The following is a 16,518-nucleotide window of genomic DNA, read 5'->3' on the forward strand; positions in this document are numbered from 1 at the left end:
TTTTTAGATTTGTTAAATAAAAGTTAACATAGCCAAATCTATCAATTCCCCAGGAACCTGCCGCTGTGAGCGCCACGATCAAACAACTACGCGCCTTTGTCACAGTGGCCCGCAGCCGCAGCCTGGCCCAGGCCAGCGCTCAGTTGCACACTTCCCAGCCAGCCCTGTCCATTGCCATCCGCAACCTGGAGGATGCGACTGGCGGCCCGCTTTTCAGTCGAGAAGCCCGCCAACTCACTCTCACCCCGGAGGGCGAAGAATTTCTCTCCCGCGCCGAACAACTACTGCACAACTGGGATCAATCCCTGGATGCGGTACAGCAGGCCTTTCGCCTGGAGCGTGGGCAGTTGCGCCTGGCAGTAATTCCCGCCTATGCACTAAACCAACTCCCCCAATTATTAGCCAATTTTCACCGCCAACACCCACAAATCAATATCCTGTTGGAAGATGTGGTGATGGAACGAGTAACCCAAGCGGTGCAGGATGGCCGGGCGGAGCTGGGCATCAGTTTTCGCCCCGAGGATTTAGGCGGGCTTGAGTTTGTGCCCCTACACAGGGATCGTTTTATCGCAGTCATACCATCCCAGCACCCCCTCAGCGAAAAAGGAAAAGTGCGCTGGAGTGACCTGGCCAGTTTTCCTTTTATTGCTATGAACCGCGGCTCAGCGGTGAGGCGCTGGACCGATGAGGCCTTCGGGCAAAGTGGCAAAGGCGTTCACTATATCTGCGAAGCTAATCAATTAAGCACAATCGGCCAGTTAGTACGTGCGGGAATGGGGATTAGTGCAGTGCCGAGCTTGTGCGAAACACAGGTTCGGGAATATGGGCTGGAATGCCTGCCGCTATCGGCACCAGTAGTGAGTCAGGAGGTGGGGATATTACTAAAGAGCCGAGGCACCTTGTCGGCACCAGCAACCGCGTTTTTATCCGCGATTACTGGTTGAGGTCTATAAAAGTGCCTCTACTTATTTGAGCGACTAGTGACTGCTGGTTGCGCGCAGCATCCAAGCCGTTTTCTCGTGAACTCTCATACGATCAGATACCAGGGCAACTGTGGATTCATCTTCTCCCGCCTGGGCATCTTTTAAAACTTCACGACAGGTTTTGATCACTTGCTCATGCCCTTTAGTGAGAATTTTTACCATTTCTTCCGCCGGTGGTACCTCAACAACTTCTTTGATGGAGCTGAGTTGAGCAAAGGCCTGGTAAGTACCGGGAGCGGAAACCCCGAGGGTACGAATGCGTTCGGCAATATCATCCACTGCAGTGGCCAGCTCGGTGTAATGCTCTTCAAACATCAGGTGTAATTCGCGGAACAGAGGCCCAGTAACATTCCAGTGGAAGTTGTGGGTTTGCAGGTAAAGGGTGTAGCTATCTGCCAACAAATGTTTCAAACCGGCAGCAATCTTTTCCCGATCCTTTTCACTGATACCAATATCGATTTTTTTCATAATACAAATCCCTATTCCAAAAACTGTTGTCACCGAAATGGTTATAAGGCCATTTTGGTACCTTTATTCACTTCTCACAAGCTATCGAGCCAATAGCTTATTTATATAGACAAGTAAGATTTATAAGGTACAAAAATGGCGTGAATTTTAACCCGGCTATTGGAAGAAAATTTTGCGACAAGACATTGCCAATAAGGGACTCTCCAGATAAAACTATTTATCGAGCCCCCTGCTGGCAACACAAGAAATCAGGCACTACAAACCGGGCAATTACTATGGCTCGGCAGCTGCAAAGTTTGCAGGGCTAAGGTTTCCGTCTCGATTAAGTGCAATTTATTCAAGCTCGATACCGGCAAATCCATCAGGTATTTCATGGCCTCCAGAGCCTGCATGCTGCCAACCACACCCAGCGCCGGACCGATCACACCTGCTGTAGAGCAGTTCTGGACTTCAGCCTGCTCCTGGGGCGGAAACAGGCAGGCATAACAGGGACCTTTTCCTTCAGAAAAATCAAAACTAATCAGCTGGCCGGAAAACCCCTGCACCGATGCCATTACCACCGGACACCCTGCCTGATAACAAGCCCGGTTGATCGTATGGCGGATTTCCAGGTTATCGGTGCAGTCCAACACCAGATCCACCTGTTTTACCTGCTCAAGCAGCCACGATTCATTCGCCATTTGGCTGTGGGGGTGAATGCGAATAGTTGGATTGGCTGCAGCCAATTGTTGTGCAGCCACCATGGCTTTGGATTTTCCCTGGTGATTGGTTTTGTACAAAACCTGGCGCTGTAAATTGGAGAGATCGATATGATCACCATCCACCAGGTGCAACTCTCCAATACCGGCTGCGGCCAGATACATCGCTGCCGGGCTGCCGAGCCCACCTAAGCCAACAATCAGAATTCGCGCAGAAGACAGTTTTTTCTGCCCCTCTTCACCCACTTGGGGCAACATTATCTGGCGACTGTAACGCTGTAATTCCTTACTACTTAACATGGCTCTACTTCCGCATGCTTACCTTTCAACAGGACATTAAAATCGGCAACCGCCTGCTTGTAATCTTTTGCTTTAGTAATAGCGCTGACCACGGCGATACTGCCAACGCCGCTAGCGATAACCTCACTGGCTCGCTGCATATTAATACCACCAATTGCCACGAGTGGATAATCGGGCAATAGTGCTGCCATTCGCGCAAGTTTCTGCACACCCTGCAACTGATCCGACATATCCTTGGTGTTGGTCGCATAAATTGCACCAATGGCCAGGTAACTGGGGCGATAACGGTAGGCCAACAGTAATTCATAGAAGCCGTGGGTACTGATACCCAGCTTCAATCCTGCCGCTTGAATTGCCCTCAGATCAGCAGACTGCAAATCCTCCTGGCCCAAATGCACGCCGTAGGCGCCGCACTCAATCGCCAACTGCCAGTAATCATTGATAAACAGGCGCAGGTTATATGTCCTGCCAATAGCCACTGCCCTCTCAATCTGTGCGCGCAGGTCCCCACCCGGATTCTTTATTCGCAGCTGTAAAGTACGCACCCCCAGCTCAGCCAGGCGCTGCAACCACTCCACTGTATCCACTACCGGATATAAACCCAATGCTTGAGAGTCTGTTTGGGCAAACCCTTGAACAAGAGGCTGGGCCGCACCAAAACCATAATCCAGCGCACGCTCTTCTCCCCGCACCAAAATCTCCGGGAAGTCGATGAAATCCAGGGGCCAGCCACAGTGACCTACAGGTCCAGCACCAGCGCCGATATGTGCATTATTTCCCCGACGCAAGCCCCGCTGAACATAGGCTTTACCCACAACGCAGGCATCTCGCAATGGGTAGCCCAAAGCGCGGCAAGCGGCAATAGCGGAGGACAGGGTGCAGCCAGTGCCATGTGTGCCTGTACTGGATACTTCCCGGCCAATAAACCAATCGGCTTTTTCACCATCCCACAGTAAGTCGGCAACTTCTCCCGCACGCAATTGCGTATGGCCGCCGGTAACTAAAATTGCGGTACCGCCGTAGGCGTGCAACTGATGCGCAGCTTGCACAATAGATTCCGAACCCGTGACACTGGCTCCGGTAAGCCATTCCAATTCATGTAAATTGGGAGTAGCCAGATCACATTGTGGCATCAACTGAGCCAACACCGTTGCGGTAATATTCCCTTCGGTGAGCCCGGCTCCGTTGGTAGCAACAGCAACCGGGTCGTAAATAACCGGAACCGGCTGCACCGCTTGCAGCTGGCGCAGGAAATCTGCCACCGCAACAACTTGTTCAGCATTCGCTAGCAGACCGATTTTAATTGCGGCAGGAAATAGATCCCGCTGTAAAGCCTGTAACTGAGAACCCAAGACCTCTAGGGAAACTGCATTAATTGCAGTAACTTCCACCGTATTCTGTGCAGTATTGGCCGTGATAGCACTGCAACCATGGCAGCCGAGGTCTGCAATAGTCAGCAGGTCCGCCTGAATACCGGCGCCACCGCCGGAGTCACTGCCGGCAATGGTCCAGACAATTGGCTTTTTCAATTGGAGTTGATCGCGCATAAAAATACTAATCCTGCAATATGCTCTCTGCCTGCTGCCAGAAAGGCATATCCAGGGTGGGGGTGCTGGGGCTGGCAGTTTGACGCCTGAGCATCAAGCCGGCATTAAAGGCGGCGCGCCCGGATTCCACAGCCAGTTTAAAAGCACTAGCCATCAGTACCGGATCCTGGGCTTTTGCAATCGCGGAATTCAATAACACCGCATCAAAGCCCATCTCCAGTGCTTCTGCCGCCTGTGATGGCGCACCGATTCCGGCGTCAATAATAAGCGGTACATCACTCAGGCGCTCGCGCAGTGTTTGCAGGTTATATTTATTGAGCAGGCCCTGCCCGGTACCGATGGGAGCCCCCCAGGGCATTAATACCTCGCAACCCACATCCAAAAGTTTTCGACACAGAACCAGGTCATCTGTGCAATAAGGCAAAACCTTGAAGCCTAACTGAATTAATTCCCGTGCAGCTTCTACCAGACCAAAGGGGTCTGGCTGCAAATTGTAATCATCGCCAATCACTTCCAGCTTGAGCCAATCGGTCTGGAAAATTTCCTGGGACATTTTTGCCAGCTCCACCGCTTCTCGCGGCGATTTACAACCGGCGGTATTAGGCAACAACTGACAACCGGACTCGCGAATATAATCCCAAAATCGATTGTCCTGCTGCTGTGCCGGATTTTGCCGGCGAAGAGACAAAGTAATAATTTCCGAAGCTGAGGCTTGCACGGATTCGCGCATAATCGCTGGGGAGGGATACAGGGCGGTGCCCACCAAGAGCCGGCTGTTAAATGTTTTTCCGTAAAGTGTTAATAGATCGCTCACCTTTACCCCCCCACTACCGGAGCAACAATATCCAGGCTATCGCCGTTATTTATCTGTGTATTGCTATATTCCGTACGGGGAATAAATCCACCGTTGATCGCAACGGCAAATGTTTCTCCGCGATAGCCGAGCTTCTGTAAAAGCGCAGAGAGTTTTAGCGGGGATTCAAGGCTCTGTGTTTCCCCATTAATTAGTACCTGCATCAAACCACCTGTAACAGTTGTTGTGCCACTTGATTCTCCACTTGCTCCACTACTGCCGGCGCTAAAAGATAACCGTGACGGTAAAGGCCATTCACCCTAATCAGCCCATCCTCGCTGTGGATATAAGGCATATTATCCATAGTGGCGGGGCGACAATTTACGCGGGCCTCAACAATACGAGCCTCGGCAAAAGCCGGGTTGAGGGAGTAAAGCGCGGAAGACAATTCCATACTGGAGCGCACGGAAATGGGCGACTGGTCTTCGCTCTCAATTTCCGTAGCACCAATTACTGTACGCCCATCGCTGCGTGGTACAGCGTAGAGCTTATAGCGCGGGTGGAGCAGTCGCACTGGACGCTGCAAAACCACTTCCCGGGATTCCACCACCATCACCTCACCACGGACACCGCGTAAGCCTTCAATCTGCCCCTTGGCACCGAGACCACGGCAGTCGATCACGCAATCAAATTGTTCGCACTCCGAGTTCACAGAGATATACCCGGCTTTGCAATTTACCTTGCTGTGCTCTCGCAGAGTGACTGCACTTCGGCGCAATACGCTGAGTAACGCAGGCAATAAGCGGTGATTATTGATATCCGCCTCACCCCGCAGGTAAAGCCCCTGTTCAAAGCCGTGTAAGGCGGGCTCTAATTTCGCTAAAGTATTACAATCGAGGGGCTGCACCTGCTCCCTGGCAGACTCGCCCAACTTGCCCTGTAGCTCCCGCAGGAATTGCAGCAGCTCACTTTTATCCTTGCCATGAGCAACCAGCACTGAGCCCGCCCTGCGGTACTCCACGTCTTGCCCGCTCTGCTCCTCCAGCTGCCGGGCCCACTCAGACCAAATCTCAAGGCTTTTCAGCCCCAGGTTGTAAACCTGTTTATCGCTGTGCACCAATTCCGATAGTGGTGAAATCATTCCCGCTGCCGTCCAGCAAGCTCCCCCGACTGGTGCCGACAGATCACCCGCTTCAAACAGGGTAATATCCAGTTCCCGTTGGCAGAGCCGCCAGGCGAGCAAGCGACCTAACAGGCCGCCACCGGCAATAGCTACTTTGGCTTTGGTTTCGCTTGTCACAGACCACCTATCTTCGCAAATCCAAATCGACACCCAGCGATATGCGCTATGCGCTCGCCGTACTTTTGCTATCCGATTCTTGGGGGAGAGGACTCTCCCCCAAAATACTCATCAGCCCTTGTGATAAATCTCGCTACCCATGTCCTTAAATTTAATCGACATTTCCTCCATGCCCTGTGCCGCTTCCTGCTTGGCCGCATAATCGCGCACATCCTGGGTGATTTTCATGGAGCAGAATTTCGGGCCGCACATGGAGCAGAAGTGAGCCACCTTGCCGGATTCCTTTGGTAAGGTTTCATCGTGATAGGTGCGTGCCCGCTCCGGGTCCAAGCCGAGGTTGAACTGGTCTTCCCAACGGAATTCAAAGCGGGCTTTTGACAGGGCGTCATCGCGCTTCTGTGCCCGCGGATGCCCTTTGGCCAAGTCTGCGGCATGAGCCGCAATCTTATAGGCCATAAGGCCCTCTTTAACATCCTCTTTATTGGGTAGACCCAGGTGTTCTTTGGGGGTCACATAGCAGAGCATGGCGCAACCGTAGGTGCCGATAAGTGCAGCGCCGATGCCGGAAGTAATGTGGTCGTAGCCGGGAGCAATATCCGTGGTCAATGGACCCAGAGTGTAGAAAGGTGCGCCGTGGCAGTGCTTCAGCTGCTCATCCATATTTTCTTTGATCTTATGGATAGCCACATGACCGGGGCCTTCGATCATCGTCTGAACATCGTGCTTCCAGGCAATTTCAGTCAGCTCGCCAAGCGTGTGCAGCTCGCCAAACTGGGCTTCATCGTTAGCATCCGCAATGGAGCCCGGGCGCAGGCCATCACCGAGACTAAAGCTCACATCGTAAGCCTTCATAATCTCGCAGATTTCCTCGAAGTGGGTATAGAGGAAATTCTCTTGGTGATGGGCGAGACACCATTTGGCCATAATGGAACCACCGCGAGAGACAATCCCGGTCATACGTTTGGCAGTGAGCGGCACATAGCGCAAAAGCACGCCAGCATGAATAGTGAAGTAATCCACCCCCTGCTCCGCCTGCTCAATCAAGGTGTCGCGGAACACATCCCAGTTAAGATCTTCAGCAATTCCGTTTACTTTCTCCAGCGCCTGGTAAATCGGCACAGTACCGATGGGCACTGGCGAGTTGCGCAGAATCCACTCGCGGGTTTCGTGGATATTGGCACCGGTAGACAGATCCATCACCGTGTCCGCGCCCCACTTGGTAGACCAAACCAGTTTCTCCACTTCCTCTTCAATGGAAGAAGTCACAGCCGAGTTACCAATATTTGCATTCACCTTGCACAGGAAGTTGCGCCCGATAATCATCGGCTCCACTTCCGGGTGATTAATATTCGCCGGGATAATTGCCCGCCCCTCTGCAACTTCCCGGCGCACAAATTCCGGCGTGATTTGCTCGGGGATGTAAATACCATCACGTGCCTTCTGGTATTCACTTTCACTCATTTCCGCTGCCAATTTGGCTCGCCCCATATTTTCGCGCACTGCGATAAATTCCATTTCTGGGGTAATAATGCCGCGGCGGGCATAGTGCATCTGAGATACATTCTGTCCCGGTTTGGCTCGGCGAGGGCTGGGAAGGTTTTCAAAGCGGATATGATCCAGCCCCTGGTCCGCCATACGCTTCTGGCTGTAGGCCGCTTGGCGAGAGTCCAGCAGTTCAGTATCTCTGCGGGCCTCTATCCAGCCCTGGCGCAATTTGGGCAACCCTTCCCGTACGTCCACTTTAAAATTGGGCTCGGAATAGGGGCCCGAAGTGTCGTAAATGGTTAGGGGCTCATTGGGTTCAAACACCGGATTCTCTGCATCCCCCCCTACCAAACTATCTCCCAAACAGATCTGACGAGCACCAACCTGAATGTCGGGAGTTTCACCGGGCAAATACACCTTGCTCGAGCTGGGGAAAGATTGAACCGTGAGATTTTCAAGAAATTCTTTAGCGGAATCGCGACTGGCAGCGCGGGAGGACTTTCCGGCTTTACCGGATTGTTCAATGATCTCAGACATGCGTAACCTTAAAACTTGGAAATTTAAAGGTCGCAGCATCCAGGGCACATACAAAGAGAAAAGACGCCAAACTGTAACAAAACAGGCGACTTCAGATCTTGTTCCCTACGCGGGGGTTACCCCGATCAGGTTCAACGGATCTCGCAACAGCGATCTCAGCCCACAGGCACTCCGACAAGTAGAGCGCAGTATAGTGGAAGCGCCCGAAGAAAAACAGATGGCATAAAACTGTGCCAGAAAAACTAAAGCTTTGAAACGCCAATAAAGTAATCAATGCTCTCGGCGACAAAACTCCAACAGACTTCAATTTATTGATAACTGACCAAAGGGTCTCAAGCATTCACCACTCACAATATCTGAGTGCGTCCTACACTCCTTCTCGTTTACCGGAGCAGTGAATAAAACGATAACAACTTACGGCGAAAGTCGGTGTGGGAGAAAATACAATGTTGAATAAATATGGAGTTCTAGTAACGCTCTGTTTGAGCATCTTATCGATACAGCCAGCAATGGCAGCCCCCTCCAAGTCTGTTGCTGCGGGTGACAGTATTACCATGGCATTCGGTGCAGACTGTACCCGCAATAAGTATTTCTGGGACCTGTTTTGTCTTCTCGGCGGGGACCAACCCGAGCATTCCTGGTTTGACGGCGACGACAATTCAGTGGAGAGTGTTCACGATAAATATAAAGTTAACTACCCCAATATGGCTGCCAATAAAAGTGCAGCGGAATCCGGTGCTGAGATGCGTAGTGGAGGCGACAATTTCTCCACTCAAGCCGATCGGATTCTATCCCAAAGTAATTTACCTGATCATGTCGAGGTAGTATTGGGCGGTAATGACATCTGTAACCGGGATTGCGTCGATCCAGCCAACTGTAACGATCCACTTTACACCGATAGCGAGTGGCGCTCGGCAGTTCAAGCTGGACTGGACAAATTAGTCGATGGTCTCCCTAACGGCTCAACGATAGTACTCGGCTCAGTACCACGAGTACACGATCTCCGGGCAGCAGGTCTGGATAAGCAAAGCGGTAATTCCCGCGTAGATTGCGAGAGTGTCTGGTCGACTTTCGGAATCTGCCGAATTGCAACGAATGGCGGCTCGATGAATGGAGAGAGCTTTGCTACTCGTTATAACGGAATAGCCGCAGCCCAACAACGTTATAACGAAATCCTTGTTGAGGAAGCAGAAAGTTACAACGGTATGAATGGGGTAGAAGTTGTTGCTGAATATACCGGTGAGGATCAGTTAAATGCCGGGACTTTTCAGTTTAATAAAGATGATATTGATGGTGGAGACTGTTTCCACCCAAGCATTCAAGGACAAAATATTGTCGCTGACCTACTGTGGCAAGGAAATCCGGATAAATAAGTAACTTTTACTGCTCGGTAAATTCAGGGCCCGCAATAAAGTACCGCGGGCCCTAATCAATTCACTTACCTAAATCCTCATCAAAGTAACCACTCTCTTCAACCACATACTGCAATCTATGCGGCAAACCCTTTCTCATAAAGGCAACATCAATTACTTTTCCACTGGTAAGAGCACTCCACAGCTCATTCTGGCCACTGTGGACCCAACTGTCATTGACTCTCAACAGCACATCGTTTTCCTCGAACCCAAGTGCAGTAAAAAACTCATTGTTAGCCACACCCTCCAAGCGCATCAAATGGTGGCCCTCAACTTCCAGCTCCGCCTCAATAAATTTAGCCTCCAAGAATTCTCGTTGTTCGAGTTGCTTCGCCAACCACTCTTGCCCAAGAGTCAAGACACCAGCCGGCTCGATTAGTTTTTTACCCTTTTCTCCCTGAGGCTGTTCAATACGTTTGCGCAGCTCCTCATCGTGCTGATGGGACAAAGTTAAAGGGATAATATTACCCTCTTCACCTTGCAATAGCAGACGCTCCAGGGATCCCTGATTATCAATAACGGCATAGTGCCCTTTCAAACTCTTCAGAACGACATCTTTAAGAACAGACTGCCCCAGTGAAAAACTCTGTGCTCTCTGCCCATTTACTTCTATTAAAGCTTTGGACTTACTTTCTATACTCGATTCACTAACTCCTACCAGGGCAAGAGGTAGATCCGTAACAGGTAAATGATTCTCAGTATCTTTTTGTTGTTTCCATGTATATTTTTTCTGAGGATCTATATCAAGCCTGATTAGTTCCTTTTCTATCCAGTAAGAATATTGCTCAAATGATCGCGCGCCCTTTAGATACAAACCGTTTATAAAAACAACCGGCACATTTGTAAGGCCAAGCTCTAAAGCAATTTCCTGATCCCCCAGAACAACTTCTTTATAATTCATATCTCCAATACAGGCTTTAAATTGCTTGTCATCGATCAGTAAACTACTTGCGGTCTGGGAGTAAGACTTCTCACCAAGGTTTGGAGTTTTTGCGTATAAGGCGTCGTGATATTCCCAAAAAATATTGTGCTCACCAGCGCACTTAGCCGAAACAGCAGCTTTGATACCCTCCCGATGAAACTTAAGGGGAAAATCAAAATTTACCTGGCGAACCCAACCAGAATAGTCACTCAACAAACGCCTCAAGGTTGGCTGAAAGGATTTACAGTGGGGAGATTGAAAGGAGCAGAACACAGCAATTGTTATAGGCGCTTCGGGATTTCCTCGAGCGGCGCGCCCGCCATAATCAAGATCTATCCGTGGTGGCTCTGGAACGGGAAGCATAACCTCTATTTCTTGACCATCTTTTGCTGTTTTGGCAATCATTTCATGCAGCTTGTTGAGACGTAATTTATGCTCCATTTCAGCAATATCATACAACACAAGCTGGAGCTCCTTATCCAAGGCCTTCACGCTGACCTCCTGGCCATCAATCCGTGCAGCTATATGTTGCTGATCAAGTACTTTAGTTCCTACTGTTATTTCCGCATCCTTTGAACACCCCCCCATTAGGGTCAAAATACCCAACGCCATTAACTTTACTATAACATTCCTTAGTCGCTTCACTGGTAATTCTCCTTTTACCGGTTTTGACCAATCTTACTCGCCAATTCTCATTTCAACCGCTTACAGCGAGCTTTATTCAGAACGTGTTCAAAAAATGAGAACCAGGCAAGCTTTTTGGCATCTAAGCTAACGTCTCTCCAGGAGAGAAAATATCCAACAAACTAACCCTGAGTAATTTCGCGAGCCTATTCGATCCTTAGATCACTGTCCCCCATATGAAATCACTTTTAAAACTACATGGGAAAATCTTGAAACCAAAACAAGCAATAGATCATATCGAAGTATCCAATAAGAGCTATAGCCAAAAGTATCGATTGCAGGAAACTCCAAATCGTCTATAAGAAGACGCTTTAGCGGAAGAATAAATTCAAGTCTCCTACAATGATGCCAGATCCGTTTATGACGGGGACAGTAAAAATAAAGGATCTACAGTCAATCTACGGCCAAATACTCGGATGTACTACAATTACTCAATGGTACTTTACTGAAAATCCATAGCTCGAGTTATTGGTACAACTTTCGCAATGGATGACATCATCATGATACGACTACCACTTATTACCATCGTTTGATTTCACAACGAGCCTATAGACTTTGTTAAATAGATGGATAGCTTAGTTGTGTTAATCATAAGCACCCTCAAGATACACCCAACACCAGACCAAATTTTTATATTCCACAGTAAAAAAGTAAAAGTGACTCTCAAGGAGAATAATGCTTTTGGGCTAAAGAAACACACATCTAATTCACCACTATGACTGGTTCGTATGGATCAATGAAAGAAAACCAGCATACCTTTAAAAAATTATCAGAAATACAAGACCTGAAAAGAATACAACTGGTTGTTGGTGGTCTTGGCTTTATAGGCCAGTACTTAACATGGGGACTATTACGAAAAGGTTTTAATGTAGTTTTAATTGCGCGAAATGATATTCATGATCGATTCGAGCAACTAAAACAAAGAAATAGTTTTGTCAATCCTATTTACAAACTTTCGAAAAATGATTTCGACCGACTTATAATCATTTCAGGAGACTTGAACAGGCCAAAGCTCAGCTTAAGTTCTACGTCTTACAGACAACTACGCTCTCTACACATTGGTTCAATTTGGAATTGTGCAGCTGACATGCGCTATAGCTATAGCAACCTGCAACAAAGCATTAATACAAATGTTAACGGTGTGGAACGATTAATAGAGGTTGCTGTAGCAGCAAAATGTCGGTTCAACCAAATATCGACCAGTTTTATTGCCGGTAAAGATCATGCCAGCGGAGTGACCGTAAAGGAAAAACTCTATCAACCTAAAGAATTTTTTAATGCCTATGATTACACCAAAAATGCAGCAGAGAATTTAATCGCAGAGTCCAAAAACCTGGAATACACCATCTATAGGCCAACTATTGTCCTAGGAGACTCGGTGACTGGCTACACAAACTCTCAGTCCGGTTACTATGAATATGTAAAACTGCTAAATAGACTAAAAGAACAGAATGTACAGATCCCCATTCACCTAAAATATCTTCCAAACTGCCTTATCAATGTCATTCCAGTTGACACTTGCTGTGATGCAATATTAAAGATTTCAAACAACCATAAACTCACAAAAAACCAATACTTTAATATTGCCGACTCTAACCCAATGACAATCGACGAATTCGTTATGTTTAACCGCGATTACTTTGAGCTAGATTTAAGGCAAATTCAAGACAGCCGCGTATTGTTAAGCAGCCTACCAGAAAAAGAAAAGCGGATACTTAAGATCATTAATAGAATGCAAAATGGACCATTTTTAAACAGTGACTTCAGGTTTTGTAGCGCAAATAGCCAAAGAGTCTTAGGTCACCCTGTTCAGGATCAATGGCGTAATAGCAAGAGTTATCTGACCAAAGTGGTGGACTATTTTTTAAACCAAACGTAACTAAATTCAGCCCAATCAGGTATGCCATGAACAAACCTAGTGACATATCACTTTCCCATTATGCAAATAGAATCAGTTACTCAGGGCCAAACGAAGATTCAAGATCAGAGCTTAAGGCTCTAAATATCAATGAAAATGATAGTATTTTATGTGTTACTGGCGGTGGAGATCGCGTCTTAAGCCTTCTACTGAGCAATCCCAAAAAAATAACCGCCATTGACTTGAACCCCAGCCAAAACTATCTCTTGGAACTAAAAAAAATTGCCATCCAGAAATTAAATTATGAGGAGTTTTTAAGGTTCTCAGGAATACTCTCATGCAAAAAGAGATTAAACACCTATGACAACATGAAATCCTCTTTATCAAAAAAGGCGGAGTTATTTTGGTCAAACAACATAAATATCATTGAAAAAGGGTTTATTTATGAAGGCGCTTTCGAAAAGCATTTCAAGTTAATCAGTATGATCATTAAAGTTATTCGACCCAGAAAAATAAAAACTCTAACCCACCTAAAAAGCATTGAAGAACAGCGTAAGTTTGTTAAAAACAAATGGAACACCCCAGCCTGGAAAAAATTTTTGCATTTCCTTACCAACAAATATTTCTTCAGAACTTTCCTTAAAGATCCTGGGTTCTATGAACACATCCCACAAGAAGTGTCAATTTCTGAGTATTTATTAGGCAGAATGGACCACTCTCTAATGAACCACCTGGTTCTTGATAATTTCTTTATGACATTCCTGCTAACTGGAAAATACAACCCAGAATATGGAATGCCTTTATATTTGGAAAAAAATAATTACCCAGTAATTAAGGGAGCACTAGATAAAACAGTCATAGAAATAGTAACCTCACCGATAGAACAATATTTATACAACTGTAAAAATAAAATTGATAAATTCTCCATTTCTGACGTTTCAGCTTATCTTGATGAGGAGAGCTTTGTTTCCCTACTAAACGCAATATACTCAGCAGCTAGCGAAAACAGCATCCTCTGCATGCGCCATTTTATTACCAAAAGAATAATTCCTGACTCTATAAAAAATAAATTTTCTTTTAACCCAGCTCTTGAGGAAGAGCTCAATAATAGCGATATATCGTTTGTTTATAGCTTTAATGTTGGAGTGAAAAGAGGACACTAAATTACCTCACCAATGTATAGCTGTTACAGTAATTTAAATGACAGCTGCCTTTAGGAATTCCCAATAGAAGACTTACAACGCTGCTCGCCAGATAAGCTAGAGTACAGCGCAGGCACTAAAAAGGGCCGCCCTATTAGACTGCCCTTTTTCGAATTAGAAGTCTGATAAACCACTATACCGGTTTAGACCACCACAGGCGCGGTTCACCTCCAATCCAACGGGTAGGGCTGTCTCACACTACCCTATGGGCGCCCCCGGCGTTCCAAGCTGGCACGGCTCCGGGATCGCGCACGACTCACATGGCAGCGTAGGTGCTGCCCGGTAGTAAAAGTATTTCACCCTATCCAAAAAACAAAGCCCCAACAGGGAAACTTGCAGGGGTTTTGTTTTGCGCGGATTTCCACAGCCAGAGGTTACTAACAGAAAGTCTGGATAGAGTTGTGCATAACTTTAATAAACGGGCTACAGGCCCCGTGGTTACAGGGGATTACTGCAGAGACTAAAAAATCACCGGTATTTTTACCGGCTAAATTTAATTTTTGGCGGAAGTGGTATGGGTACTTTTCTGGTTTTTACGAGGGTTATTTTTGTTGGATGATTTTTTGTGTGAGTGCAAAGGCGTTTGCTACGGAGGTAGGTAAAGGCCTATTTTTATAGGCTTTTTAAGGTGCTCAGGTAGTTTTAGCTTTTTCTTTTTTATTTACTGACTGACTTTTAAATAGAAAGTTAGGTATTAAAGTTTTTCAGAATTACTTTTATTTTTTCTATTTAATTTTTACTAAGTATTTTCTGCTTTCTCTCTCTTATTTTTTTAGCTTTTGTTTTTTGCTTCTTTGAAATATTTTTTAGCCATAAAAAAAGGGCCACCCTATTGGGTGGCCCTTTCGGATTAGAAGCCTGACGATGACCTACTCTCACATGGGGAAGCCCCACACTACCATCGGCGATGTTGCGTTTCACTTCTGAGTTCGGCAAGGGATCAGGTGGTTCCACAACTCTATTGTCGTCAGGCAAACTGGCTTGGGTTGGCGTTGGTCTTATAAGCAAAGTGCTTGGCCTACCGTGTTATCGCTGTTTGCCTCGGTCATGTTGGTGACCGGCGATAACCCCAAATAAGTCGGTAAAACAATCTGTAGTAATACACCGCAAGCGATCGTATGTCTCTAACTCACAATCCGCTAGCTTAGCTAGTCGTTAGTAACCATCTCTGTTGTATGGTCAAGCCGCACGGGCAATTAGTACTGGTTAGCTCAACGCCTCACAACGCTTCCACACCCAGCCTATCAACGTGGTAGTCTTCCACGGCCCTTCAGGAGGCTCAAGGCCTCAGGGAGATCTTATCTTGAAGGAGGCTTCCCGCTTAGATGCTTTCAGCGGTTATCCCGTCCGAACATAGCTACCCGGCAATGCCACTGGCGTGACAACCGGAACACCAGAGGTTCGTTCACTCCGGTCCTCTCGTACTAGGAGCAACTCTTCTCAAATCTCCAACGCCCACGGCAGATAGGGACCGAACTGTCTCACGACGTTCTAAACCCAGCTCGCGTACCACTTTAAATGGCGAACAGCCATACCCTTGGGACCGGCTTCAGCCCCAGGATGTGATGAGCCGACATCGAGGTGCCAAACACCGCCGTCGATGTGAACTCTTGGGCGGTATCAGCCTGTTATCCCCGGAGTACCTTTTATCCGTTGAGCGATGGCCCTTCCATACAGAACCACCGGATCACTATGACCTACTTTCGTACCTGCTCGACATGTCTGTCTCGCAGTCAAGCGCACTTATACCATTATGCTCATTGCATGATTTCCGACCATGCTGAGTGCACCTTCGTACTCCTCCGTTACTCTTTGGGAGGAGACCGCCCCAGTCAAACTACCCACCATACACTGTCCTCGATCCGGATAACGGACCAGAGTTAGAACCTCAAACATACCAGGGTGGTATTTCAAGGACGGCTCCACAACAACTAGCGTCGCTGCTTCAAAGCCTCCCACCTATCCTACACAAATAGGCTCAAAGTTCAGTGCAAAGCTGTAGTAAAGGTTCACGGGGTCTTTCCGTCTAGCCGCGGGTACACTGCATCTTAACAGCGATTTCAATTTCACTGAGTCTCTGGTGGAGACAGCGTGGCCATCGTTACGCCATTCGTGCAGGTCGGAACTTACCCGACAAGGAATTTCGCTACCTTAGGACCGTTATAGTTACGGCCGCCGTTTACCGGGGCTTCGATCAAGAGCTTCGCCGAAGCTAACCCCATCAATTAACCTTCCGGCACCGGGCAGGCGTCACACCCTATACGTCCTCTTACGAGTTTGCAGAGTGCTATGTTTTTAATAAACAGTCGCAGCCACCTGGTCACTTCGA

General features: G+C 47.7%; 12 protein-coding genes, 2 rRNA genes and 1 riboswitch (1 of these 15 running past the window's edge). Of the genes, 4 read left to right on the plus strand and 10 right to left on the minus strand.

Going from position 1 to position 16,518, the window contains the following annotated elements; translation table 11 throughout:
• Positions 1-65: 65 nt before the first annotated feature.
• Positions 66-944, plus strand: a complete 879-nt coding sequence (locus tag ACJJI1_RS01745) for a LysR family transcriptional regulator (protein WP_444925584.1) — start codon at positions 66-68, stop codon at positions 942-944.
• A gap of 33 nt (positions 945-977) precedes the next feature.
• On the opposite strand, the gene ACJJI1_RS01750 is transcribed toward ACJJI1_RS01745, so the two are convergent.
• From ACJJI1_RS01750 to thiC, 7 genes are all read right to left on the minus strand, one after another.
• Positions 978-1,451, minus strand: a complete 474-nt coding sequence (locus ACJJI1_RS01750) for a Dps family protein (RefSeq protein ID WP_108734073.1) — start codon at positions 1,449-1,451, stop codon at positions 978-980.
• Between the two features lie 248 nt (positions 1,452-1,699).
• Entirely contained in the window at positions 1,700-2,449 is a 750-nt protein-coding gene (locus ACJJI1_RS01755; RefSeq protein ID WP_444958369.1) for a HesA/MoeB/ThiF family protein, read from the minus strand.
• Complete coding sequence (gene thiE, locus ACJJI1_RS01760) at positions 2,443-3,996, minus strand: thiamine phosphate synthase (RefSeq protein WP_444914414.1); 1,554 nt, start codon at positions 3,994-3,996, stop codon at positions 2,443-2,445. Before thiE ends, ACJJI1_RS01755 begins: the two co-directional genes overlap by 7 nt.
• Before the next feature lie 7 nt (positions 3,997-4,003).
• Positions 4,004-4,810: a thiazole synthase gene (locus ACJJI1_RS01765; RefSeq protein ID WP_444917861.1), complete on the minus strand. Its 807-nt coding sequence runs from the start codon at positions 4,808-4,810 to the stop codon at positions 4,004-4,006.
• 2 nt (positions 4,811-4,812) lie between these two features.
• A complete protein-coding gene (gene thiS, locus ACJJI1_RS01770) occupies positions 4,813-5,013 on the minus strand; it encodes a sulfur carrier protein ThiS (RefSeq protein ID WP_444917862.1) in 201 nt (66 codons plus the stop codon).
• The gene (thiO, locus tag ACJJI1_RS01775; protein WP_444917863.1) at positions 5,013-6,089 is read right to left on the minus strand and encodes a glycine oxidase ThiO; all 1,077 of its coding nucleotides are present in this window, start codon (positions 6,087-6,089) and stop codon (positions 5,013-5,015) included. Before thiO ends, thiS begins: the two co-directional genes overlap by 1 nt.
• Positions 6,090-6,200: 111 nt before the next feature.
• On the minus strand, positions 6,201-8,111 hold the full coding sequence (thiC, locus tag ACJJI1_RS01780; protein WP_444911299.1) for a phosphomethylpyrimidine synthase ThiC: 1,911 nt from the start codon (positions 8,109-8,111) through the stop codon (positions 6,201-6,203).
• A gap of 85 nt (positions 8,112-8,196) precedes the next feature.
• A riboswitch (TPP riboswitch) is annotated at positions 8,197-8,295 on the minus strand.
• A gap of 262 nt (positions 8,296-8,557) precedes the next feature.
• On the opposite strand from thiC, the gene ACJJI1_RS01785 reads away from it, so the two are divergent.
• Positions 8,558-9,484, plus strand: coding sequence for an SGNH/GDSL hydrolase family protein (locus ACJJI1_RS01785; RefSeq protein ID WP_444941057.1), 927 nt, complete (start codon positions 8,558-8,560; stop codon positions 9,482-9,484).
• A 61-nt stretch (positions 9,485-9,545) separates the two neighbouring features.
• On the opposite strand, the gene ACJJI1_RS01790 is transcribed toward ACJJI1_RS01785, so the two are convergent.
• Positions 9,546-11,090, minus strand: coding sequence for a thioredoxin domain-containing protein (locus tag ACJJI1_RS01790; RefSeq protein WP_444958370.1), 1,545 nt, complete (start codon positions 11,088-11,090; stop codon positions 9,546-9,548).
• Between the two features lie 775 nt (positions 11,091-11,865).
• Here ACJJI1_RS01790 and ACJJI1_RS01795 point away from each other — a divergent pair.
• Together ACJJI1_RS01795 and ACJJI1_RS01800 are read left to right on the plus strand one after the other, a co-directional pair.
• The gene (locus ACJJI1_RS01795; RefSeq protein ID WP_444958371.1) at positions 11,866-13,008 is read left to right on the plus strand and encodes an SDR family oxidoreductase; all 1,143 of its coding nucleotides are present in this window, start codon (positions 11,866-11,868) and stop codon (positions 13,006-13,008) included.
• Between the two features lie 26 nt (positions 13,009-13,034).
• A complete protein-coding gene (locus ACJJI1_RS01800; protein ID WP_444958372.1) occupies positions 13,035-14,150 on the plus strand; it encodes a DUF3419 family protein in 1,116 nt (371 codons plus the stop codon).
• An 895-nt stretch (positions 14,151-15,045) separates the two neighbouring features.
• Here the strand turns inward: ACJJI1_RS01800 and rrf are convergent.
• Together rrf and ACJJI1_RS01810 are read right to left on the minus strand one after the other, a co-directional pair.
• Positions 15,046-15,161 (minus strand): 5S ribosomal RNA (rrf, locus tag ACJJI1_RS01805).
• 203 nt (positions 15,162-15,364) lie between these two features.
• Positions 15,365-16,518, minus strand: a 23S ribosomal RNA gene (locus ACJJI1_RS01810) (it continues 1,728 nt past the right edge of the window).

The organism is Microbulbifer maximicatervae (SeqCode) (genome assembly GCF_052467065.1).